A 22,031-nucleotide genomic window follows, 5' to 3' on the forward strand; every position below is an offset into this window, starting at 1 on the left:
ATCGACGAAGGCTTGCCCGGTGGGGCCGACGCCGGGTTCTTCGCCGGTGCCGCGGGCGAAGACCACTTGCACGTCGGGACATTGGGCCGCCGCGGTGGGGATGAGGGAACCGGAGACGGCCGAGGCGGCGATCCCCGATGCTGCGATGACTACTGCTGGACCAAGAGAACGAACAATGCGACGCGGGATCATGCCGTCCAACGTGCCCATGCGAGCCCCTCCCAAACTGTCAACTTGCCGACGATTTCGTGACGTTTTCCTGTATACCGGGGCGCAGCGGCGGGCGGTGGATGGCGGCTTCGTCGCCTCCATCGGACCGACGTAGCCATTGCGCGCTCGGGTTACCAAAAAACACTTTAGGCCGTCGTGTGATGTCGTTTATCGAGGGTAGCCGCACATCGCGAGACACGGCCAATCGAGGGGCCGGCGACATGGCAACGGGCGAAACGGGTTTCGGCGAGGTCGCCTTCGATCCCCTTTCCGTTCAACACCACTCGGCGACGGCGGGCGGCGGCGACTCCGACCTTGCTGAGCGGGCGCACAGGTGTCGGCATGGTCACATACCGGCAACGCTCAGGTGCGCTCGGCGTGGCGCCCTATTAGAGTGACGTATCTTAGGGAAAGCTTATGATTCGTTAAGTACGGAAACAGGTAGCACGGAGCAAGGCTGTGGACACAGACCGTTTCGACGCAATCATCGTAGGTGCAGGTTTTGGCGGCATCGGCGCCGCAATTCAGCTCAAACGCCTTGGCTTCGACGACTTCGTCATCCTCGACCGCGAGGACGACCTGGGCGGGACCTGGCATGTCAATCACTACCCGGGCATCGCCGTCGACATCCCCTCCACCACGTACTCGTACTGGTTCGAGCCCAAGCCGGACTGGTCACGGCTGTTTGCGCCCGGCGCCGAGGTCAAGCAGTACGCGGTGGACGTCGCCGACAAGTACGACGTGCGCCGCCACATGCGGTTCAACAGCACCGTCGAAGGTGCCGAGTGGGACGAAGACGCCGAGGTCTGGCGGGTGGCGCTGGCCGGCGGCGAAAGGCTGACCACCCGTTTCCTGATCACCGCGACCGGCTTCCTGTCCCAGCCGCGGCTGCCGGACATCCCCGGCATCACCAGCTTCGAGGGCAAGATCGTCCACACCACCGCGTGGGACCACGACTACGACTACACGGGCCGGCGCATCGCGGTCATCGGGACCGGCGCCTCGGCGGTTCAGCTCATTCCCGAGCTGGCCAAGCAGGCCGGCGACCTGACCGTCTACCAGCGCACCGCGACCCACATCATCCCCAAGCCCGACTTCGAGTTCCCGCCGGCGGTGCGACGCCTGTTCGCCCGGCTGCCGGCGGCGCAGCGCGCGCTGCGCTGGGTAACCGACATCATCTTGGAAATCATCATGGTCGTCGGGGCGCTCCACTATCGGGAGTCGCGGGGGCGCGGCAACATTTCGGCCGCCGACCTGGCCAAGATCAACCGATTCCGGTGGATCCGGGACAAGGAACTGCGGGCCAAGTTCACCCCGGACTACGACTGCGGCTGCAAGCGGCCCACGCTGTCCAACAGCTTTTATCCCGCGTTCGCCAAGCCGCACGTGCACCTGGAGACCAACTCGATCGAGCGGATCGAGCCGGACGGCATCGTCACCACCGATGGGCGCAAGACCGTCATCGACACCCTGGTCCTGGCGACCGGTTTCGACCTGTGGGAGGCCAACTTCCCGGCCATCGAGGTGATCGGCCGCAAGGGACGCAATCTCGGTAAGTGGTGGCGCGAGACCAGGTTCCAGGCCTACCAGGGCGTCTCCGTGCCGTACTTTCCGAACTATTTGGGCCTGGCGAGCCCGTTCGCCTTCTCCGGACTGTCCTTCTTCCACACCATCGAATACCAGATGCGGCACATGGACCGGCTGCTCGGCGAGGTCAAGCGCCGGGGGGCGACGACGTTCGAGGTGACCGAGGAAGCCAACGACCGGTTCATGGAGCGGATGACCAAACTGCTGGACAGTTCGGTGTTCTACAGCGGCGACTGCGCCACGTCGCGGTCGTACTATTTCAGCCCCAGCGGTGAGGCGTCGCTGCTGCGGCCCACGTCGACCCTCAATTCGGTGCGCGAAGCGCAGACCTTCCCGCTCAGCGACTACGTGATCGCCTAGCGGCGCGCGGATCCGGTCAACGGTTGCCCGTTGGCGGACTGCAGCAAGCAGATGACGGTGCTCGGGGTGGGGTTGGCGCCGGTGCGGTCCTGATTCGAGTCGATGAGATACGTGATCGAAAAGCGGCCGCTGTCAACGGATTGGCCGGTGTAGGGGGCGAGGCCGGCGTTGCAGTCCTTGTTGGCGACGGTGGCGATGGCGGCGTCGACGGCCATCGGGGCGCGCAGATACACCTCGGCCAAATGCGCTGTCGCACAATCGACCACGGTGACGTCGACGCGGCTCCCGTCGGCCGGCGGCAGGTCGGCCACACACTCGCCGGCCCGCAGGTCGATCCACTTCTCGGTGTGCGAACCCGGCGGCGACGGCGCGGCGGTGGCAGCGGCGGCGGAACCCAACATGGCCGCGACGGCGAGGGCGCCCACCGGGTGAAGGCGTGAAGCCCGCATCGCAGCCTCCCTTGCTCTTAGCGGTGCAGTTTAGGAGGTGTCGGTCAGCGCCGGGTCCGGTTTTGCCGAAGACATCGACAGGAAGCCGCGCACGCAGCGCGCGGCCAGCCACCAGTTCGCCGGCTTCTTCATGTCCAGCCCGCCCAGGAGCTGTTTGACCATGGTCAAGCTGTCGAAGTAAATGCGTTCGCAGACAAGCGTTTCCGTGTCGTCGAAGACGAAGTAGGCGGTCATGCGGACGCGGAAGCGGCTGCCCGTCGGCGGGACCTTGCCCAGGTAGCCGCGGTGCGTGCCCATCAGCCAGAATTCGACGATCACCGCGTCGGCGCTGTGCCGCAGGGCGATGATTTCGTGGTCTTGATCGGGAAACGCCGTCCGGGTGTCGGCGTAGTAGCGGCGCACCGCCGCGTCGCCGTCGTGCACGAGCATCTGGGGGATCAACTCGTAGCGGGGATGCGGGAACGTCGACAAGACGTCGTCCCAGTCTTGGCGGACCTCGTCGTGAAAATGGTCGAGCACGAGTTTCTGGCGGGCGGCCAGCACCTCGGACGGCGGAAACGCGGGGATGGTCACGTGGTCAGCGTAAGCCCGCGCTCTGCGTCTGCTCGCGAGAAGAGGTGACCCTAGTGGCCTAGCGCGGGGGAGTCCAGGCGACCGGCAGGGTCTTGATGCCGTGGATGAACTGCGACAGCAGCCGCGCGGGCTCGTCCGTCGCGACGATGTCGGGGATCTCGCGGCGCAGCTCGTCGAAGACCACCCGGATTTCGCGACGAGCCAGGTTGGCGCCCAGGCAGAAATGCGCGCCCCCGCCGCCGAAGCCGAAATGGGGATTGGGGGTGCGCGCGACGTCGAACACCCAGGGATTGCCGAACGTCGACTCGTCGCGATTGGCCGAGTTGTACCACAGCGTGGCCTTGTCGCCGGCCTTCATCTTGGTGCCGGACAGCTTGAAGTCCCGGGTCAGCGTGCGGCGCATGTAGATCACCGGCGACGCCCAGCGCACGATCTCCTCGACGGCGGTGGGCGCCAGGCGGTCGAAGTTGGACCACCACTTGTCCCGCTCGGCGGGATAGCGCGACAGCGCCAGCACGCCGTGGCTGATCGCATTGCGCGTCGTCTCGTTGCCGGCCACCACCAGCAGGATGAAGAACGACGCGATCTCCGCCGACGTGAGCCGTTCCCCGTCGACCTCGGCCTCCACCAGGCTGGTGGTCAGGTCGTCGTGGTGATTGGAGCGCCGGTCCTCGGCCAGCGCGCTGGCGTAGGCGCCGATGTCCATCGACACCTGAAGGAACTCCCCGAAATCCGTGGCCAGGTCCGGGTCGCCGAACCCGAGAATCACGTTGGTCCAGTGGAAGATTCGCTGATGGTCCTCCTCCGGGATGCCCATCATGTCGCAGATCACCTGCAGCGGCAGCGGACCCGCGAGCTCGCTGACCAACTCGGCCTCCCCGTCGGGATGGTTGGCGATCAGCGAGGCGACCAACCGGCGGGCCCGCTCGCGGACCGACGCCTCGATGCGCGCCACCACTTTCGGGGTGAACGCGCGACTGACGATCGAGCGCAGCCGCTGATGCCGCGGATCGTCGAGCACGATCATCGAGCCGAAGTACTCGCTGATCTCCGGGGTGTTGTCGTTGATCGTGATGTTAGGGCTGGAGCTGAAGATGTCCGGATGACGGCTCGCGAAGTACACGTCGTCGTGCTTGGTCAGCGCCCAATGCCCGTCGCCCGGTTCGAACCCCTCGTACTCGACCGCCGACCAGAATGAGATCGGCGCCTCGCGGCGCAGCGTGGCGAAGGTGCCGTCGCGGTAGTCGTCGTCCAGCGCCCAAAAGTCCAGCGACTCGAGGTGGATGTCGGCCAGCGGAATGTCGGGCGGTGGCGCCCCGTTCGCCCGCGCCGCCAGGCCTTTCCTGGGGCCCGTCTTGAGGCTCACCTAGACCTCCTCGTGTCGTGCGGGGGACTGCCCGGTCAGTGGGTGCACACCGTTCTGGCGGGCGCGCCGACGGTCGCCGTCGCCGCGCTGACCACGTTGCCGTCGACCAAGATCTTGCAGGAGATGGGGCCCGGCCCCTGCGCGCTGATGGTGAACACCTCCCCGCCGAACCCGGTGAACTCCGTCGACCAGGGCAGCGGCGCATTCACCTGATGCAGCTGCCCGGTGTCGGTTTGGTAGTAGATGAATTCGGCGACCGCGGGCCCGTTGACCTCGTAGCGGATCTGCGGCATCTGGGGCAGGGCGTGGGCCACGCCGCCGGCATTCGCGAACCCGAAACCGACGGCCAACACGATCGCAGGTCCGGTCAGGTGCTTCGTCATGAATTGCATCGTGTCACCACGGGCGACGGTAGGGAAGCTTAATGTGAAGTTCCAAGCGGGGGCTGGTGAGCTGGAAAGGTGGCGGTAAGGCATGGCGGGACACGGCGCAAAGCGTGTGGTGGTGTTCGGCACTGGTTTCGTCGGCAAGATGGTGATCCCCGAGATCGTCAAACATCCGCTGTTCGAATTGGTGGGCGTCGGCGTCAGCAACCCGAACAAGGTCGGCCGCGACGTCGGCGAGATCTGCGGAATGGGCGAGAAGGTGGGCATTCTCGCGACCGACGACATCGACGCGCTGATCGCGCTGAAGCCCGACGCGCTGGTGCATTACGGCCCGACGGCCATGCACGCCAAAGAGAACATCCTGCTGATCACCCGGTTCCTGCGCGCCGGCATCGACGTGTGCTCGACTGCGATGACCCCGTGGGTGTGGCCGACGATGCACCTGAACCCGCCGAACTGGATCGAGCCGATCACCGAGGCCTGCGAACTGGGCGAGTCGTCCTGCTTCACCACCGGCATCGACCCCGGATTCGCCAACGACCTCTTCCCGATGACGCTGATGGGCCTGTGCTCCGACATCCGGCGCGTGCGCGCGTCGGAACTGCTCGACTACACCAACTACGAGGGCGACTACGAATTCGAGATGGGCATCGGTCGCGAGCCCGAATTCAAACCCATGCTGCAGGACCGCGACATGCTGATCTTCGCGTGGGGCGCCACCGTCCCGATGATCGCCCACGCCGCCGGCATCATGCTCGACGAGATCACCACCACCTGGGACAAGTGGGTGACACCGACGGAGCGCAACTCCGCCCGGGGCGTCATCAAACCCGGCCACGTCGCCGCCGTCCGGTTCACCATCAACGGCGTGTATCAGGGCGAGACCCGCATCCAGCTCGAACACGTCAACCGCATCGGCCTCGACGCCGCCCCGGACTGGCCGACGGGCCACGACAACGACGTCTACCGCGTGGACATCGAGGGGACCCCGAGCATCTTCCAGGAGACCGCGTTCCGGTTCACCGACGGCTCCGGGCGGGACGCGGCCGCGGCCGGCTGCCTGGCGACTGGGCTGCGGGCCCTCAACGCGGTGCCGGCGGTCAACGACCTGCGGCCCGGCTGGGTCACCCCGCTCGACCTGCCGCTCATCGCCGGCGCCGGCAACATTCGCTGACCGGCGCACAGCGGCCACATAGCTGCCGCCGACACCGGATACAGGTTTTGGCGGCACAATGAGCGTTTAGGCAATGGGCGCTGGCCGGGCGCGAATTGGTGCTGCGAACAACGGGGATCGAACTATGGCCAATGGAGCCGGGACCGCACTGGGCCTATCGATCGGAGCCACCAACCTGGCGGCCGCCACCGCCGACAACGCCATCACGCGCAAACCCGTCCTGACGCTGTATCCGGACCGCCCCGCCGAGATCGGCATCCCCGCCGAAAACCCCGGACTGCAAGGGCCGGGCGTGGTGGTCACCGGCTTCGTGAACCGCATCGGCGACCCGCGCGGCATCGTGGCCCCCGACGGCTCGGTGCACCGCAGCGAGGTGTTACTCGCCGACGGGCTACGGGCGCTGGCCTACGCCGCGACGGGCGGACGCCCGCTGCCCGACGACGTCGCGGTCACCTACCCGGCCCACTGGGGGTCGCCCGCGGTGGAGGCCCTGGGCGCCGCGCTGAGCGAGATCCCCGAATGGTCGGGCCGCGCGCGCCCGATCCTGTTGATTCCCGACGCCGCCGCGACGCTGCTCGCGGTGCGGGCCCACCCGGGCATTCCCGCGCGCGGGACCGTGGCGGTGTGCGATTTCGGCGGCAGCGGCACCAACATCACGTTGATGGACGCCGACGGCGACTACCGGGCGCTGGCGCCGACCGTGCGGCACCACGATTTCTCCGGCGACCTGATCGACCAGGCGCTGCTGGGCGTCGTCGTGGCCAACATGCCGACCACCGGCGCATTCCCCACGGGCACTGCGGCGATCGGCTCGCTGAGCCGGCTGAGGAGCGGCTGTCGGGTCGCCAAGGAACAGCTGTCCTCGAGCACCGCGACGACGCTGACCAACGGGCTGACCGGGGCGCGCGGCGAAATCCGGCTCGCCCGACACGAACTCGACGACGCGATCCGCCCGGCGCTCACCGGCTTCCTCGCGCGGTTGGATGAAACGTTGGCGCGCAACGGAATCCGCCACCTCGTCGCGGTGGTTGCGACGGGCGGCGGGGCGAACCTGCCGGCCGTCACCACCACGCTGGCGCAGCATTTTCGCGTCCCGGTCGCCACCACGCCGCGGCCCCAACTCGCCGCGGCGGTCGGCGCCGCCTTACGGGTGGCGCGCGGCGCCGATGACGCGACGTCTGCGGCACCCGCCGCCCCCGCCACCGCGACGGCCCGGGCGGCAAGACCGGATCGCACCGCGACCGCCCAGGTGCCGCCCGCGAATCCCGCGCCGATGCCGATCCGGGCCTGGTCGGCCACGGCTCACCAGTCGCGCGTCATACCGGACGGCGTCGCGCCCGACGCGGACGCGGCGACCATTCGCATCGCCGCCCCGGCCGCGCGGCGCAAGGGGCTGTTCGCGCGGTGGCGCCTGCTGCCGGCGGCCGCGCTCCTGATCACCGCCGCGGCGGTGCTGCTGGTGGGCACCGCGCTGGCCGTCGGGCTGAACTCGCAGGACAAATCGGCGACGACGCCCGCGCCCGCGCTGACCACGACGCCGGCCGCGCCGGCGCCGCAAAGCGCGACCGCCGAACCCGGGCCCGTGGACGTTCCGGTGCCGTCGACATCCGATACCAACCCGCCGGCCGAGACCGAGACGCCGATGACCACGACGCCGCGGGCAACTCCTCAGGCGGCCCCGCCCGCACCTCCGATGGCGCCGCGCCGCGCGGCGCTCCCGCCGATTCCACCGATCCCCGGGCTCAACGAGCCCATCCCCGGGCTCGACCGGGTCAACCAGATCATTCAGGAGATCCAGGGCGGCCTGGGCATCAACGCGCTGCCTGCCCACTGACCCGCGTTCGGGAATTACCTTTCGGTGATACCTTTTTCGCCCTTGTTCTCCGCGGTCGCGGCTTCCCTCAGCTTCTCGTTAAGGGCCTTGTCCTTGTCGATCTGTTCCTGCAGGTCCTTTTCCTCGCGACCCTCGTCGGCATTCGCCTGGGCGTCCGTGCCCTCGGCGACTTCGTGCTTGGGATTGCCGTCCTCGTCCAGCCACTCGTTGACCGCGGTGCCGGACACGCTTCCCCCGGTGCCGGGCAGCACGATGGTGGGCTTGTCCTCGTAGGCCTCCATCATTTTGGCGGCCTCTTTTTTGTCGTCCTCGTCCGGCTCCGGCTTTTCGGTCAGTCGTTGCTCGTCGTCCTGACCGGACGATTTATCGTCCTGCACGCTCATGCAGCTACCCCCTTGCATCGCAGATTCGACGATTGCTGGGGATTACCCGTTGCGCGGCCGTGCCGAAACTCTCCTCAGCGCGACCCGTCGCCCTTGACCAGCACAACCAGGGCCTGCGGGATCCGCATTGGCTCGGGTGCGCTTGACAGGCGCTCGGCGACCGCGTCCTGCAGCTGCTCGACGAATTGCCCGGCCCGCGGGTCGTGGATGCCGCCGTCGAGCGCGCGAACCAGGGCGGGGAACAGCGCGGACCGCGCGAACGCCGCCCACTGGGCACCGAAGGCGTGCGCGTCGTGGTCGGTCTGGAAGCGGGCCCAGAACCGATCCTCGGCGTTGAAGATCTCGAGGTGCTCGATCATCAGGCCTTCGAACCGCCCCTTGGGGGCGAACGGGGCGCGAAAGTCCTTCTCGTTGCGGGCGAAGGTGGGAATGATCATGTGCCGCAGCTCATCTGGGTTCAGCAGGCCGTCGCGTGCCTGTTCGTCCAGCGCCCCGACGATCGCGTCGAGCAGCGGCGCGAAGCCCGCCGTCTCGTCCTCGTCGGCGGCCAGCGTCAGCGCGACCACCCGGCCCGCCGGCGCCAGTTCCCGTCCGCGAAACGCCACGAAGTTATGCCAGTCCAGCGCGGCCTGGTCGGAATAGGCGGACCGCGCCGCGTCGTCGGTGCTGCGCGAGACGTGCACGTGATCGGGCACCTCGCAGGGTGTTCGGCTCAGCCACTGCGTCGCCCAGGACGTCCAGCCCAGGTTGACGGTCTTGGACGGCACGATCTGGTTGTAGAAGGACCGGCCGATCGCCGAGGTGAACGTGGCCCCGTCGAGGTGCAGGTAGCTTTCCGGGTCGTCGGCCACCGTGCCGAACAACGCGGTGAAGTCGTTGTGCGGTGCGTCGGTGTGCGCCACCAGGATTGCGTGGTCGTGACTGGTGCGTCGGCGCAGCACCGCGATGGCCGACGACAGCGGTCGCAGCGAATTGTGGCCGTTGGCGGCGCCATAGTCGGCGAGGACGATGGGCTGCGGCGAGCGGGGCAGCGCAACGTGTTCCGCGGCCCGCTCGAACACCGCGATTGCCTTCGCCAGGCCGGCCGCCCGCAGCCGCGACGCCTCGGTGAAGGTCGGCTCGGGGCGGACCACAATGCTCGATTCGGGCATCGGCGGTTCGGGCTGCATAGGGCAACGATAATGGTTGGGCCGGTGGTCAGTTCGGCGTGGAGATCAGTGGCCGCGCGCCACCCACTCCTCGTAGTGCACGATCTCGTCGCCGATGGTGGTGCTGTCGCCGTGGCCGGTGTGCACCACGGTGTCGCCGGACAGGGTACCGAGCCGCCCGGAGATCGACTGCAGAATCGTCGGGAAATCCGAAAAGGAGCGGCCGGTCGCGCCCGGCCCGCCGGAGAACAGGGTGTCCCCGCTGAACACCACACCGAGCTCCGGCGCGTACCAGCACACCGAGCCGGGGGAGTGCCCGGGCGTGTGCAGCGCCAGCAGCTCGGTGCCGGCGACATCGATCGTGTCGCCGTCGGCGATCGTGCGGAAGTCCTTGTCCGGGTGGGTCATTCGCCACAACACGTCGTCGCCGGGGTGCAGCAGCACCGGCGCGTCCAGGGCCGCGCCGAGTTCGGGCGCCACCGTGACGTGGTCGTTGTGACCGTGGGTGCACACGACCGCGACCACGTTGCGTTTGCCGACGGCGGCCAGGATGGGCTCGGCGGCGTGCGCGGCGTCGAACACCACGACGTCGGAATCGTCGCCGACGATCCAGATGTTGTTGTCGACTTCCCAACTGCCGCCGTCGAGTTCGAACGTTCCGTGGGTGACCAGGCGCTCGACGGCGTTGTCCGCGGCCGCCATCAGAGCACCACCACCGAGCGCAGCACCTCGCCGCCGTGCATCCGGTGGAACGCCTCCTCGATGTCGCCGAGCCCGATGCGTTCGGAGACGAACTGCTCGAGCGGCAGCCGGCCCTGCAGGTACAAATCGATCAGCGTGGGGAAGTCGCGTTCGGGAAGGCAGTCGCCGTACCACGACGACTTCAGCGAGCCGCCGTGGCTGAAGAAGTCCACCAGCGGCATCTCCAGCGTCATGTCGGGAGTCGGAACACCAACCAGCACAACGGTTCCGGCGAGGTCGCGGGCGTAGAAGGCCTGCTTGTACGTTTCGGGCCGGCCCACCGCGTCGATCACCACGTTGGCGCCGAACCCGTCGGTGAGGTCCTGGATGGTCTTGACCACATCGAGTTCGCGGGCGTTGACCGTGTGCGTGGCGCCGAACTTGCGGGCCCAGTCCAGCTTGGTGTTGTCGGTGTCGACGGCGATGATGCGCCGCGCGCCCACCAGCGCCGCGCCGGCGATCGCGGCATCGCCGACGCCGCCGCAGCCGATCACCGCGACGGTGTCGTCGCGGTTGACCGCGCCGGTGTTGATCGCCGCGCCCAGCCCGGCCATCACGCCGCAACCCAGCAGCCCGGCGACCGCGGGGTCGGCCTCCGGATTGACCTTGGTGCACTGGCCGGCCGCCACCAGCGTCTTATCGGCGAACGCCCCGATGCCCAGGGCGGGTGTGAGCTCGGTGCCGTCGGTCAGCGTCATTTTCTGGGTGGCGTTGAAGGTGTCGAAGCACAGGTGCGGCCTGCCGCGCTTGCAGGCCCGGCACTGGCCGCACACCGCGCGCCAGTTCAGGATCACGAAGTCGCCCGGCGCCACATCGGTCACCCCCGGGCCGACGGCCTCGACCGTGCCGGCGGCCTCGTGGCCGAGCAGGAACGGGTACTCGTCGTTGATGCCGCCCTCGCGGTAGGTCAGATCGGTGTGGCACACCCCGCACGCGATGACGTCGACCAGAGCCTCGCCCGGGCCGGGGTCCGGGACGACGATGTCCACCAGTTCGACGGGTTCGCCCTTCTTGCGTGAAATCACGCCGCGCACTGTCTGACTCATGGCCCCCAACCTACTGTTTGCCGCCATACATCTCGCGGCGGGCTGTCCGCCCATCGGGCCGGTGTAGCGTCGCAGGGCGTGACGGCTTGGGAGACCACCGAAGAATTCACCGAACGAATCGCCGCGACCCTCGACGGCGCCAGCCTCACGATCTTGCTGAGCATCGGGCACCAGACCGGCCTGCTGGACACCATGGCCGGACTCGCGCCGTCGACCAGCGCGCAGATCGCCGAGGCGGCCGGGCTCAACGAGCGCTACGTGCGCGAGTGGCTGGGCGGCATGACCACCGGCCACGTCGTCGAGTACGACCCCGACACCGCCACCTACTCGCTGCCCGCCCACCGCGCCGGCGTGCTGACCCGCGCCGCCGGGCCCCAAAACCTCGCCGTGGTGGCCCAATTCCTGCCGCTGCTCGGCGAGGTCGAGCAGAAAATCATCGGCTGCTTCCGGGCCGGCGGCGGCCTGCCCTACAGCGAGTTCCCGCGCTTCCATCAGCTGATGGCCGAGGAGAGCGGCGCGATGTACGACGCCTCGCTCGTCGACGTCGTGCTGCCGTTGGTGGACGGCCTCGTCGAGCGGCTGCGCGCCGGCGCCGACGTGGCGGACTTCGGCTGCGGCAGCGGCCACGCCATCAACGTGGTGGCGCAGGCGTTTCCGGCCAGCCGCTTCACCGGCATCGACTTCTCCGAGCAGGCCATCGCCACCGGAATCCGCGAGGCCGCCGACCGCGGCCTGACGAACGCCACGTTCGAAAGCCACGATCTGCCCGAGTTGGACAAGGTCGAGGCCTACGACGTCATCACCGTGTTCGACGCCATCCACGATCAGGCTCGACCGGCGCGGGTGTTGGAGAACATCTACCGGGCGCTGCGGCCCGGTGGCGTCCTGCTGATGGCCGACATCAAGGCGTCGAGCCGGCTGGAGGAAAACGTCGGCGTGCCGATGAGCACCTACCTGTACACGACGTCGCTGATGCACTGCATGACGGTGTCGCTGGCATTGGACGGCGCCGGGCTGGGCACCGCCTGGGGAACGCAGCTGGCTGTCGCGATGCTCGGCGATGCCGGATTCGACGACGTGCGGGTCGCCGAGATCGAAGCGGACCCGATCAACAACTACTACATCGCACGGAAGTGATGGCGGCCCTCGACGCTCTGGCCGACTGGCCGGTCGGGGCCGCGGCCGCCGCCGTCGTCGGACCGAGCGGCGTGCTGGCCGGCCACGGCGATGCCGAGCGGGTGTTCGAGCTGGCCTCGGTGACCAAGCCGCTGGCGGCCCGGGCCGTGCACGTCGCCATCGAGGAGGGCGCCGTCGACCTGGACATGGCCGCCGGCCCGCCCGGTTCCACCATCCGCCACCTGCTGGCGCACACCTCGGGCTTGTCGATGCACTCCGAGACGGTGCTGGCCGCGCCCGGCGCCCGCCGCATCTACTCCAACGAGGGCTTCACCGTGCTGGGCCAGACCGTGGAACGCGAGACCGGCATCGACTTCGCCCGCTACCTGGCCGAGGCGGTCTGCGAGCCGCTGGGCATGGCGGCGACCCGGCTCGACGGGGGCGCGGTGGCCGCCGGGTTCGGCGCGACCTCGACCGTGGCGGACCTGGCGGCGTTCGCCGCGGACTTGCTGCGCCCGGTGACGGTCTCGGCAGGCCTGCACGCCGAGGCCACGACCGTGCAGTTTCCCGGTCTGGACGGCGTTCTGCCCGGATACGGGGTGCAGCGGCCCAACGACTGGGGGCTCGGTTTTGAGCTGCGCGACGCGAAATCGCCGCACTGGACCGGCGCGCGGAACTCGGCGCGAACATACGGCCATTTCGGCCAGGCAGGTGGGTTTATCTGGGCAGATCCGGAGATCGACCTCGCGCTGGTGGTGCTTACCGACCGGGAATTCGGGGAGTGGGCGCTGCGGCCGTGGCCGGAGATTTCCGATGCCGTGATAGCCGAGTACAGCTAATTCGGACTGCACACTAGCGCAACACGGGTATCACGAGGCACAATAGACACGCACGACACAGAAAAAATCGAAGATTTCAGCAAGCTGCCCTGCTTGTCGGGTCCACAGGCCGTTGGGGAAGACGTCCCTCGTGGAACCGAAGGAGCAGGAAATGCGAGCGTCGAATCAATTCGCCGACGTGACGACCGGCGTGGTGTACGTGCACGCTTCGCCCGCGGCGGTGTGCCCGCATGTCGAGTGGGCGTTGTCGTCGACCCTGGGGGCCAAGGCGAACCTGAACTGGACGCCCCAGCCTGCGATGCCCGGTCAGCTGCGCGCCGTCACCAACTGGGTCGGTCCCGTCGGCACCGGCGCGAAGTTGGCCAACGCGTTGCGTTCCTGGTCCGTGCTGCGGTTCGAGGTCACCGAGGACCCCAGCCCCGGAGTCGACGGCCATCGGTTCAGCCACACCCCGCAACTCGGCCTGTGGAGCGGGGCGATGAGCGCCAACGGCGACATCATGGTCGGGGAGATGCGGCTGCGCGCGATGATGGCCCAGGGCGCCGACACCCTGGCCGCCGAACTGGATTCCGTGCTGGGCACGGCCTGGGACGAGGCGCTGGAGGCGTATCGCGACGGCGGCGACGGCGGCGAGGTGAGCTGGCTGAGCCGGGGGGTCGGTTAGTCGGTTGGCGGCGCGCCTGAGCGCTTCTCTGCAAGCACTCGGCGACTCTCCAGACAGCTAGCGCTTCTGGTTCCCGGAGAACGCGACCTATCGCTTGGCCGGCCGCAGGATCTGCAGCGCGCCCGGTACCACCGAGATCTCGGCCGGCAACGGGCACGCGAAGTCTCCGTCGGCGTAGACGTTGATGCCGGGGCACTCGACGTGGATCGATCGGGCCCGCGCGGTGCTCACCTCGTCGAGGTCGACGTGCGTGCCCTTCATCACGGTGGGGAACAGGCGGACCAGCTTGGTGCGGGATGCCGAGTGCACCATGGTGATGTCGAGCAGGCCGTCGGTGTAATCGGCGGCCGGACAGATCCGCATCCCGCCGCCGTAGCTGCGGGTGTTGCCGAACGCGGCCAGCGTGATGTCGGCGTTGATCTCTCGCGTGCCGTCGAGCTCCATGCGAAAGGGTAAGAGCCGCAACTGGGATAGCTCGGCGAGCATTGCGGCGTAATAGCGCAGCCGTCCGTGCGGCCAGCGCATCCGGTTGGCGCGATCGGTGACCAGCGAATCGAAGCCGGTGGCCGCCACGGTGCCGAACCATTTGCTTACCCCGTCGCTATCCGTAATCCGGCCCAGGTCAATGGTTTCGGACCAGCCGTCGACGATGACGTCCGCGGCCGCCTCGGCGTCCTGGGTGGGGATCCCGAATGCGCGGGCATGGTCGTTACCGGTCCCGGCGGGGACGATTCCGGCGGGAATGTCGGTGCCCGCCAACACCTGCAGCGCATTGGAGAACACGCCGTCGCCGCCGGTCACCATGACCGCGTCGGCGCCCTTCTCCAGCGCCGCGGCGACCAGGTGCCGCGCGTCTTCGGCGTCGTCGCCGACGATTTCGACGACCTCCACGCCCCGCTTGTGCAGGCGGGCGATCGCGAGCTGGGCGGCACGCACGGCGGCGCCGTGCCCCGAGACCGGGTTGGTCAGCGCGATCACCTTGCCGATCTCGCGCCGGCGCAGCGGTGTCACGGAATCAGCTTGCCGGGATTGAGGATTCCGGCCGGATCCAAAGTCGCCTTGACCGCGCGTAACACCTGCACTCCCAACTCGCCGATCTCGTCGCGCATCCACGGCCGGTGGTCGGCGCCGACCGCATGGTGGTGGGTGATCGTCCCGCCGGTGGCCATGATCGCATCCGAGGCGGCCTTTTTGGCGGTCTTCCACTGCTCGATCGGATTGCCGCGCTGCCCCGCGACGACGGTGAAGTACAACGATGCGCCGGTGGCGTAGACGTGCGAAATGTGGCACATCACCAGCGCCGGGGTGCCGGTCTCGGCGAGCGAGTCGGTAAGTGCCTGGGTGACAGCGGCTTTCAGCGCGGTGACGTTCGACCAGTCGGTGGCGGTCTCCAGCGTCTCGCACAGGGCACCGGCCGCGAGCAGCGAGTCGCGCAGGTAGGGAGCGCCGAACCGGCCGCGCTCCCACGCCCGCGCGGGTCGCTCGCCCAGCGAGGTTCCGCCACGAGCCGCGAGCAGCGCGCCGGTTTCGGCGTGCCGGCTTTCGACGTGCTCCTCGGTGCCCTCGAACATGGTGATGGCCAGGCATCCGCCGGTGATCTGGGACTCGCCGATCGCCTCGGTGGTGGCCAGGTTGACCCCCGTCTCGGCCTCATCGGACAGGCGAACGACGGTGGGGCCGGTGGCATTCTGGGTGATGGCCCGCAGGGCCGCGGCGCCGGTCTCGAAGTCGGGGAACGACCAGGCCTCGTAGCGCACGGCCGCCGGGGCGCGGTGGACCCGCAGCCGCACCCGGGTGATGACGCCCAGGGTTCCTTCCGAGCCGATCAGCAGCTGGCGCAGGTCGGGGCCCGCGGCCGATTCCGGTGCGCGACCCAGATCCAGGGTGCCCACCGGGGTGATCACGCGCAGCCCGCGCACCATGTCGTTGAACCGGCCGTAGCCCGCCGAGTCCTGCCCGGAGGAGCGGGTCGCGGCGAAGCCGCCGATGGTGGCGTACTCGAAGCTCTGCGGGAAATGGCCGAGCGAAAACCCTTGCGCGCCAAGGAGTCGTTCGGCGTCGGGCCCGGTGATGCCCGCTTCGAAGACGGCCTGGCCGGACACCTCGTCGAGCGAGATCAGTCGATCGAGACGACGCAGGTCGAGCGAGACGACGGCGCCGAACTCGCCGCGATGCGGATTCAGGCCGCCGACCACGCTGGTGCCCCCGCCGAAGGGGACGACGGCGATGCGGCGCTCGCTGCAGTGCCGCAGGATCGCGGCGACGTCGTCCTCGTCGGCGGGTAGTAGCACGGCATCGGGCGCGTCCTGCGGGCCGGGTTGAGTGCGGTTGAGCAGGTCGACGGTGGACTTGCCGCCGGCATGCAGCAGCCGATCGGAGTCCGCGGTGCGGCAGTAGTCGGCGCCGACGATGGCGGCCAGCGCCTCGCGGTCCGTCGGCGACAACGCCGACGGGCGCAGTTCCACCTGGTCGGGCTGCAGTTCGGCCGCGGGGGACCCCTCGACCCCCACAGCCTGCTGCAGCAACGACCGGATCCCTTCCGAGAGGGGCTTGGCCGCGGCGGGATCTCCCCACGCGTTCCATTTCATGGGCGGTAAGAGCCCCTCGGGATGCGTCATGCGTTACAGTATTACATATGTTGTCAATCCGTAACGAGCTGGATGTCGGTGAGCGGATCCTCGCGGCGGCCGCCAGCTGTGTGGTCGACTTCGGCGTGGACCGGGTGACCCTCGCCGAGATAGCCCGACGCGCGGGTGTCAGCAGGCCGACGGTGTACCGGCGCTGGCCGGACACGCACTCGGTGGTCGCGGCGCTGTTGACCCGGCACGTCACCGACGCGATGAGCGACGCGCCCCTGCTCGGCGATGACCGGGAATCGCTTGTGCGACAAATCGTTACGGTGGCCGACCTGCTGCGCCGCGACCAGCTGGTGACGTCGGTCCTGCACTCGGAGCTCGCGACCACCTACATCACCGAGCGGCTCGGGACCAGCCAGCGCATGTTGATCGAGGCCCTGGCCGCCCGCCTCCGAGTCGCGCAGCGCCACGGCAGCGTCCGGGGCGGCGACCCGGTCCAGATGGCCACCATGGTGTTGCTGATCGCGCAGTCGACCATCCAGTCGGCGCGCATCGTCGAACCGATGCTCGACGCCGACGCCCTGACCGCCGAACTTGCCCACTCGCTGAACGGATACCTGTCGTGATCCCCGACCCGGCCGCCCTGAACGCCGCGCGGCGCACCGCCGACCTGACCGCGCTCGCCGAGGGCGAGCCGTTGGACGTCGTGGTGATCGGCGGCGGTATCACCGGCGCGGGGATCGCGTTGGACGCCGCGGCGCGCGGGCTGCGGGTGGCGCTGGTGGAAAAGCACGATCTGGCGTTCGGCACCAGCCGCTGGAGCTCCAAACTCGTCCACGGCGGGCTGCGCTACCTGGCGACCGGCAACGTCGGCATCGCCCGCCGCAGCGCCATCGAGCGCGGAATCCTGATGACCCGCAACGCCCCCCACCTCGTCCGGGCGATGCCGCAGCTGGTGCCGCTGCTGCCGTCGATGGGCCCGGGCACGCGGGCGCTGGTGCGGGGTGGGTTCCTGGCCGGTGACTGTTTGCGGGCGCTGGCGGGCACGCCGGCCTCGACGCTGCCCCGGTCGCGGCGGGTGTCGGCACGGCGCGTCGTGGAGATGGCGCCGACCGTGCGACGCGACGGCCTCGACGGCGGATTCCTGGCCTACGACGGACAATTGATCGACGACGCCCGACTGGTCACCGCGGTCGCGCGCACCGCGGCGCAGCACGGCGCCCGGATTCTCACCTACGTCTCGGCTTCCCAGGCCACCGGCACCTCGGTGCGGTTGACCGATGCGCGCACGGGCGAGTCCTTCGACGTCACGGCTCGTGCCGTCGTCAACGCGGCCGGGGTGTGGGCGGGGGGGATCGACGCGTCGCTGAAGTTGCGGCCCAGCCGCGGCACGCACCTCGTGTTCGACGCCGCCGCGTTCGGCAATCCGACTGCGGCGCTGACGATTCCGATTCCCGGCGAGCTAAACCGCTTCGTGTTCGCCATGCCCGAACAGCTGGGCCGGGTCTACCTGGGCCTGACCGACGAGGCGGCGCCCGGACCGATTCCTGACGTGCCCCAACCGTCGGTCGACGAGATCACGTTCCTGCTCGACACCGTGAACACCGCGTTGGGGACCCGGCTCACCGCCACCGACGTGATCGGCGCCTACGCCGGTCTGCGCCCGCTGATCGACACCGGCGAGGGGCGCACCGCCGACGTCTCCCGCGAACACGCCGTCGTCGAATCGGCGTCCGGGGTGATCAGCGTGATCGGCGGCAAGCTGACCGAATACCGTTACATGGCACAGGATGTGCTGGATCGCGCCGTCCGGGTGCGGCGACTGCGCGCCGCGAAATGCCAGACCCGCAACCTGCCGCTGATCGGGGCGCCGGCCAACCCAGGGATCACGGCGGCGCCGGACGTTGGGCTGCCCGAGTCGCTGGTGTCGCGCTACGGCGCCGAGGCGGCCAAGGTCGTCGCGACCGCCACCTGTGAGCGGCCCACCGAGCCGGCCGCCGACGGCATCGACGTGAGCCGTGCGGAATTCGAGTACGCGATCACCCACGAGGGTGCGCTGGAAGTCGGCGACATCCTCGACCGGCGGACGAGGATCGGCCTGGTGCCGCGCGACCGGGAAAGGGCCGTCGCGGTGGCCGAGGAGTTTCTGGCGCGGTTCGGCTAGGGCGCCCTTCTCATGTCTTCGTACCACTCGCCGGATCCGCTTGTTGCACACGGCGATTGCGGCCGCGCCCGACCAGGCCGCCGTCGGCGGTGAACAGGGCGGCGCCGATGGGGATGCCGCCCTCGGCCAGCCGCGGCCGCGCTTCCTCGAACGCGACGTCCAGCATTGCCGGTGCTGAGAGGCTCACGCGTTCATCCTCCACTACGCTGCAGCGCAGGGATAGGCGATCTCGATACATGGGATCCGTCGCATCGGAAGGGGCCGAGATGGCGTCGCGGGTTCCTGTGCTCATCGTCGGCGCCGGCGCGGCCGGGCTCGCCACCTCCGCTCTGCTCGCCAAGTACGGGGTTCGGTCGATGCTGATCGAGAAGCGACGCGAAGTCTTCATCTATCCGAAAGCCCGTAACCTGAGCTTTCGCAGCCTGGAGATCTTGCGCGGACTGGGGTTGAGTGACCAGGCGCACGCGGTTGCCGACGGTGTTTCCGCCATGGTGGTCAAGCCGACGCTGAACAGTGTGGACCAAGCGCCCGCCATGGACGTCGACGCCATCTTCGCGCCTTTCGCGGGACTCAGCCCGGAACCGCCCGCGCAGTATTGCCCGCAGAGCAAGCTGGAGCCGATGCTGCTCGCCGATACCCGCCGGCGAGGAAGCGAGGTCCGCTACGGAACGGAGCTGGTGTCGCTGGAACAGGACGAAGCCGGTGTGACAGTGCTTGTGCGGGAGCGTGATTCGCGAAATACCGAGACGGTGCGGGCCGGGTACCTCGTCGCCGCCGACGGCGTGCACAGCCCCATCCGCGACTCGCTCGGTGTGACCACGTCGGGGTACGGCGCGCTACCGATCTTTGTCCTTTTCGTCTACTTCAAGGCGTCCTGGAGACGGTTCGTTCCGGGTCTGGGCGATGGGGACGGCGTGCAGGTCAAGAACCCCGACGTGGACGGGATCTTTCTGGTGGCCGAGGGCGACCTCGGCATGTTCATCACCACCTACCTGCCGAGAGAAGGGGAGACCGCAGAGCAATTCACCCCCGAGCGGTGCGTCGAGCTGCTCACCAAGGCCGTCGGCGAGCCGATCGACATCGACGTCATCGAGATTGCGCCGTGGCAACCGTACGAGCGAGTCGCTGACCAATTTGCCCGCGGGCGAGTATTTTTCGTTGGCGACGCCGCCCACACCATGCCACCTTTCAAGGCCGGGGGCGCCAACACCGCCATCCAGAGCGCGGACAACTTGGCCTGGAAGCTCGCCGCGGTGGTGAACGGCTTGGCCGATCCCGCCTTGCTGAGCACCTATCACGCCGAGCGGCACCCGGTCGGACGCTTCAACGCGCGCCAGTCGCTCACCGGCCCGTCGTTGGCGCTGCTCAGGCTGGATGACGACCGGCCCCAATTGCCGCCGGACGAGGAGGCGCCGATATTCGCGTTGTTGGCGGGCTATCAATACCGCTCGGCCGCAGTCATTTCCGGTGCGCCGGTGCCTGCGGACCCGGACGCCGTGTCCCTGGTGGAGGAGCTGCGGGGGCAACCGGGCACAAGGGTTCCGCACGTGTGGGTGCGCGACGGGGTGTCGACGCTCGATCTGCTGGGCCCCGGGTTCACCGTGCTGACCACCAACGAGCGATGGTGTGCCGCCGCCGCTTCGGCGTCGGTGGCCGCGCATCGCCTCGATAGCGACGAGTGGGCGACCATAACCGGACTCGGGCCTTCGGGTGCGCTGTTGGTGCGCCCGGACGAATTTGTCGCGTGGCGCGCGGAGACGCTGCCAGCCGATCCGGAAAGCGCACTACGCCAAGCGCTCTCGACAATTTTGGGTCGGCCGCGGGCGTAACGTGGCGGCGACTTCTGTCGCGATTTTTCGCCGTGGCGTTACGTCCGCGGTAAGTAGGTGACTTACAGCGGGATGTTCTTGTGGCGGCCGCGGCGCGCGGGTGCCTGCGCCAGCGCTTCGGTGAGCTTGCTGCGGGTGTGCGACGGGTCGATCTTCTCGTCGACCACGCCGATCTCGATGGCGCTGTCCACGCCGCCCGCGATCCGTTCGTGCTCGGCGGCCAGCTCGTCGTGCAGCGCCTCCCGCTCGTGTTCGGGAGCGGCGGCCAGCTTCTTCTTGTGCAGAATGCCCACGGCGGCCTTCGCGCCCATCACCGCGACCTCCGCGTCCGGCCAGGCGTACACCTTGGTCGCGTTGAGCGAGCGGGAGTTCATCGCAATGTAGGCCCCGCCGTAGGTCTTTCGGGTGACCAGGGTGACCCGGGGAACCGTGCACTCGCCGAACGCGTGCAGCAGCTTGGCGCCGCGGCGCACCACGCCGCCCCACTCCTGGTCGACACCGGGCAGATAACCCGGCACGTCGACGACCACCACCAGCGGGATGCCGAACGCGTCGCACAGGCGCACGAAACGTGCCGCCTTCTCGGCGCTTTCGGAGTTCAGGCAGCCGCCGAGGCGCAGCGGGTTGTTGGCCAGCACGCCGACCGTGCGGCCCGACAGCCGGCCCAGCCCGATCACCATCGACGGCGCCCAGTTGGCCTGGAACTCGTCGAACGGCGTCTCGTCGTCGAGGATCGCGGTCACGATCGGGCGCACGTCGTAGGCCCGCCGCGCCGACTCGGGCAGCAGCGCGTGGATGTCGGTGTCACCGGCCTCGGCCTTGTTACGGTCGAAATGGCCCTGCTGGCAGAACAATCCGACCAGCCGGCGGCCGCGCTCGTAGGCGTCGAGCTCGTCGTCGGCGACGATGTGGCACACCCCGGACTTCTTGTGGTGGGTCTCGGGACCACCGAGCGACGCCATGTCGACGTCCTCGCCGGTGACGCTGCGCACCACGTCCGGGCCCGTGACGAACACCCGACTTTCCGGCGCCATGACGACGACGTCGGTCAGCGCCGGCCCGTAGGCGGCGCCGCCGGCCGCGAAGCCGACGACCACCGAGATCTGCGGGACGTAGCCGGACGCCCGGATCATCGCCTCGAACACCAGGCCCACCGCGTGGAGGGCCTTCACACCCTCGGCCAGCCGGGCCCCGCCGGAGTGCCAGATGCCCACGATCGGGCTCTGCTCCTCGATGGCGGTGTCGTAGGCATTGACGATGTGCGTGCAGCCCTCGATGCCCATGGCGCCGCCCATCACGGTGCCGTCGGTGCAGAACGCGATGGTGCGCACACCGTTCACGGTCCCGGCGGCGGCAAGCACGCCGGAGCGGTCACGCTCGTGCAGCAGTTCGACGCTGTCGTCGTCGAAGAAATTGCTCAAGCGCAACAGCGGGTCGCGGGGGTCGAGCGACTCGCCAACCGCCTCGGGGGCCGTGATAGTCATCGCAGGTCTCCTGATTCCGATGTGTTGCTTGGGATTTAGTACCGCCCGAAGGCGATGGCCACGTTGTGTCCGCCGAATCCGAACGAGTTGTTGATCGCGTAG

20 protein-coding genes and 2 pseudogenes are annotated in these 22,031 nt (G+C 68.8%); 9 read left to right on the forward strand and 13 right to left on the reverse strand.

Annotated features, from left to right (window positions below):
- A pseudogene (locus tag JF781_RS24920) lies at positions 1-210 on the reverse strand (cutinase family protein); the annotation flags it as partial.
- Positions 211-669: 459 nt separating this feature from the next.
- Here JF781_RS24920 and JF781_RS24925 point away from each other — a divergent pair.
- Positions 670-2,157, forward strand: coding sequence for an NAD(P)/FAD-dependent oxidoreductase (locus JF781_RS24925; protein ID WP_225328988.1), 1,488 nt, complete (start codon positions 670-672; stop codon positions 2,155-2,157).
- On the opposite strand, the gene JF781_RS24930 is transcribed toward JF781_RS24925, so the two are convergent.
- From JF781_RS24930 to JF781_RS24945, 4 genes are all read right to left on the reverse strand, one after another.
- The gene (locus tag JF781_RS24930) at positions 2,154-2,558 is read right to left on the reverse strand and encodes a septum formation family protein (RefSeq protein WP_225329033.1); all 405 of its coding nucleotides are present in this window, start codon (positions 2,556-2,558) and stop codon (positions 2,154-2,156) included. The two genes, JF781_RS24925 and JF781_RS24930, sit on opposite strands and share 4 nt — an antisense overlap.
- Before the next feature lie 78 nt (positions 2,559-2,636).
- Entirely contained in the window at positions 2,637-3,179 is a 543-nt protein-coding gene (locus JF781_RS24935) for an ester cyclase (protein ID WP_225328989.1), read from the reverse strand.
- A gap of 58 nt (positions 3,180-3,237) precedes the next feature.
- Complete coding sequence (locus tag JF781_RS24940; RefSeq protein ID WP_225328990.1) at positions 3,238-4,545, reverse strand: cytochrome P450; 1,308 nt, start codon at positions 4,543-4,545, stop codon at positions 3,238-3,240.
- Between the two features lie 35 nt (positions 4,546-4,580).
- Positions 4,581-4,928, reverse strand: a complete 348-nt coding sequence (locus JF781_RS24945) for an MmpS family transport accessory protein (RefSeq protein WP_225328991.1) — start codon at positions 4,926-4,928, stop codon at positions 4,581-4,583.
- A gap of 91 nt (positions 4,929-5,019) precedes the next feature.
- Between JF781_RS24945 and JF781_RS24950 the strand changes: the two genes are divergently transcribed.
- Together JF781_RS24950 and JF781_RS24955 are read left to right on the forward strand one after the other, a co-directional pair.
- Positions 5,020-6,105 (forward strand): dihydrodipicolinate reductase, encoded by a 1,086-nt coding sequence (locus JF781_RS24950; protein WP_225328992.1) that lies wholly within the window; start codon positions 5,020-5,022, stop codon positions 6,103-6,105.
- A gap of 124 nt (positions 6,106-6,229) precedes the next feature.
- Positions 6,230-7,939, forward strand: coding sequence for an Hsp70 family protein (locus JF781_RS24955; protein ID WP_225328993.1), 1,710 nt, complete (start codon positions 6,230-6,232; stop codon positions 7,937-7,939).
- A gap of 14 nt (positions 7,940-7,953) precedes the next feature.
- On the opposite strand, the gene JF781_RS24960 is transcribed toward JF781_RS24955, so the two are convergent.
- From JF781_RS24960 to JF781_RS24975, 4 genes are all read right to left on the reverse strand, one after another.
- On the reverse strand, positions 7,954-8,322 hold the full coding sequence (locus tag JF781_RS24960; RefSeq protein ID WP_225328994.1) for a hypothetical protein: 369 nt from the start codon (positions 8,320-8,322) through the stop codon (positions 7,954-7,956).
- Positions 8,323-8,396: 74 nt separating this feature from the next.
- Positions 8,397-9,491, reverse strand: coding sequence for a class I SAM-dependent methyltransferase (locus tag JF781_RS24965; RefSeq protein WP_225328995.1), 1,095 nt, complete (start codon positions 9,489-9,491; stop codon positions 8,397-8,399).
- A 45-nt stretch (positions 9,492-9,536) separates the two neighbouring features.
- Positions 9,537-10,172, reverse strand: a complete 636-nt coding sequence (locus JF781_RS24970; RefSeq protein WP_225328996.1) for an MBL fold metallo-hydrolase — start codon at positions 10,170-10,172, stop codon at positions 9,537-9,539.
- Positions 10,172-11,257: an S-(hydroxymethyl)mycothiol dehydrogenase gene (locus JF781_RS24975; RefSeq protein ID WP_225328997.1), complete on the reverse strand. Its 1,086-nt coding sequence runs from the start codon at positions 11,255-11,257 to the stop codon at positions 10,172-10,174. The genes JF781_RS24970 and JF781_RS24975 overlap by 1 nt, the downstream gene beginning before the upstream one ends.
- Positions 11,258-11,335: 78 nt before the next feature.
- On the opposite strand from JF781_RS24975, the gene JF781_RS24980 reads away from it, so the two are divergent.
- The 3 genes from JF781_RS24980 (at position 11,336) to JF781_RS24990 (ending at position 13,876) form a co-directional block, all read left to right on the forward strand.
- Complete coding sequence (locus JF781_RS24980; RefSeq protein WP_225328998.1) at positions 11,336-12,394, forward strand: class I SAM-dependent methyltransferase; 1,059 nt, start codon at positions 11,336-11,338, stop codon at positions 12,392-12,394.
- Complete coding sequence (locus JF781_RS24985) at positions 12,394-13,212, forward strand: serine hydrolase (protein ID WP_225328999.1); 819 nt, start codon at positions 12,394-12,396, stop codon at positions 13,210-13,212. Before JF781_RS24980 ends, JF781_RS24985 begins: the two co-directional genes overlap by 1 nt.
- Before the next feature lie 151 nt (positions 13,213-13,363).
- Complete coding sequence (locus JF781_RS24990) at positions 13,364-13,876, forward strand: DUF3145 domain-containing protein (RefSeq protein WP_038538591.1); 513 nt, start codon at positions 13,364-13,366, stop codon at positions 13,874-13,876.
- An 87-nt stretch (positions 13,877-13,963) separates the two neighbouring features.
- Here the strand turns inward: JF781_RS24990 and JF781_RS24995 are convergent, their stop codons facing one another.
- Together JF781_RS24995 and JF781_RS25000 are read right to left on the reverse strand one after the other, a co-directional pair.
- Positions 13,964-14,887: a diacylglycerol kinase gene (locus JF781_RS24995; RefSeq protein WP_225329000.1), complete on the reverse strand. Its 924-nt coding sequence runs from the start codon at positions 14,885-14,887 to the stop codon at positions 13,964-13,966.
- Positions 14,884-16,464 carry an FAD-binding oxidoreductase gene (locus JF781_RS25000; protein WP_338341744.1) on the reverse strand — a complete coding sequence of 527 codons (1,581 nt, stop codon included), beginning with the start codon at positions 16,462-16,464 and terminating at the stop codon, positions 14,884-14,886. The genes JF781_RS24995 and JF781_RS25000 overlap by 4 nt, the downstream gene beginning before the upstream one ends.
- 47 nt (positions 16,465-16,511) lie before the next feature.
- Here JF781_RS25000 and JF781_RS25005 point away from each other — a divergent pair, with 47 nt between their 5' ends.
- Both JF781_RS25005 and JF781_RS25010 read left to right on the forward strand, forming a co-directional pair.
- Entirely contained in the window at positions 16,512-17,078 is a 567-nt protein-coding gene (locus tag JF781_RS25005) for a TetR/AcrR family transcriptional regulator (RefSeq protein WP_225329002.1), read from the forward strand.
- On the forward strand, positions 17,075-18,616 hold the full coding sequence (locus tag JF781_RS25010) for a glycerol-3-phosphate dehydrogenase/oxidase (RefSeq protein ID WP_374109776.1): 1,542 nt from the start codon (positions 17,075-17,077) through the stop codon (positions 18,614-18,616). The genes JF781_RS25005 and JF781_RS25010 overlap by 4 nt, the downstream gene beginning before the upstream one ends.
- A 28-nt stretch (positions 18,617-18,644) precedes the next feature.
- On the opposite strand, the pseudogene JF781_RS25015 reads toward JF781_RS25010, so the two are convergent.
- Positions 18,645-18,782, reverse strand: a pseudogene (locus JF781_RS25015) (nucleoside deaminase); the annotation flags it as partial.
- Positions 18,783-18,882: 100 nt separating this feature from the next.
- Here JF781_RS25015 and JF781_RS25020 point away from each other — a divergent pair.
- Positions 18,883-20,445 (forward strand): FAD-dependent monooxygenase, encoded by a 1,563-nt coding sequence (locus JF781_RS25020; protein ID WP_225329003.1) that lies wholly within the window; start codon positions 18,883-18,885, stop codon positions 20,443-20,445.
- 62 nt (positions 20,446-20,507) lie between these two features.
- On the opposite strand, the gene JF781_RS25025 is transcribed toward JF781_RS25020, so the two are convergent.
- Positions 20,508-21,929, reverse strand: a complete 1,422-nt coding sequence (locus tag JF781_RS25025; protein WP_225329004.1) for an acyl-CoA carboxylase subunit beta — start codon at positions 21,927-21,929, stop codon at positions 20,508-20,510.
- Between the last annotated feature and the right edge of the window lie 102 nt (positions 21,930-22,031).

The organism is Mycobacterium sp. WUMAC-067 (assembly GCF_020217485.1).
Classification (GTDB): domain Bacteria; phylum Actinomycetota; class Actinomycetes; order Mycobacteriales; family Mycobacteriaceae; genus Mycobacterium.

What these genes read in the sequence shown, in the direction of transcription:
- JF781_RS24990 (WP_038538591.1), top strand. Translation starts at nt 13,364, where the DNA reads ATGCGAGCGTCGAATCAATTCGCCGACGTGACGACCGGCGTGGTGTAC.
- JF781_RS24975 (WP_225328997.1), bottom strand. Translation starts at nt 11,257, where the DNA reads ATGAGTCAGACAGTGCGCGGCGTGATTTCACGCAAGAAGGGCGAACCC.
- JF781_RS24985 (WP_225328999.1), top strand. Translation starts at nt 12,394, where the DNA reads ATGGCGGCCCTCGACGCTCTGGCCGACTGGCCGGTCGGGGCCGCGGCC.
- JF781_RS24970 (WP_225328996.1), bottom strand. Translation starts at nt 10,172, where the DNA reads ATGGCGGCCGCGGACAACGCCGTCGAGCGCCTGGTCACCCACGGAACG.
- JF781_RS24955 (WP_225328993.1), top strand. Translation starts at nt 6,230, where the DNA reads ATGGCCAATGGAGCCGGGACCGCACTGGGCCTATCGATCGGAGCCACC.
- JF781_RS24930 (WP_225329033.1), bottom strand. Translation starts at nt 2,558, where the DNA reads ATGTTGGGTTCCGCCGCCGCTGCCACCGCCGCGCCGTCGCCGCCGGGT.
- JF781_RS24950 (WP_225328992.1), top strand. Translation starts at nt 5,020, where the DNA reads ATGGCGGGACACGGCGCAAAGCGTGTGGTGGTGTTCGGCACTGGTTTC.
- JF781_RS25005 (WP_225329002.1), top strand. Translation starts at nt 16,512, where the DNA reads ATGTTGTCAATCCGTAACGAGCTGGATGTCGGTGAGCGGATCCTCGCG.
- JF781_RS25020 (WP_225329003.1), top strand. Translation starts at nt 18,883, where the DNA reads ATGGCGTCGCGGGTTCCTGTGCTCATCGTCGGCGCCGGCGCGGCCGGG.
- JF781_RS24960 (WP_225328994.1), bottom strand. Translation starts at nt 8,322, where the DNA reads ATGAGCGTGCAGGACGATAAATCGTCCGGTCAGGACGACGAGCAACGA.
- JF781_RS24945 (WP_225328991.1), bottom strand. Translation starts at nt 4,928, where the DNA reads ATGACGAAGCACCTGACCGGACCTGCGATCGTGTTGGCCGTCGGTTTC.
- JF781_RS25000 (WP_338341744.1), bottom strand. Translation starts at nt 16,464, where the DNA reads ATGAAATGGAACGCGTGGGGAGATCCCGCCGCGGCCAAGCCCCTCTCG.
- JF781_RS25025 (WP_225329004.1), bottom strand. Translation starts at nt 21,929, where the DNA reads ATGACTATCACGGCCCCCGAGGCGGTTGGCGAGTCGCTCGACCCCCGC.
- JF781_RS24965 (WP_225328995.1), bottom strand. Translation starts at nt 9,491, where the DNA reads ATGCAGCCCGAACCGCCGATGCCCGAATCGAGCATTGTGGTCCGCCCC.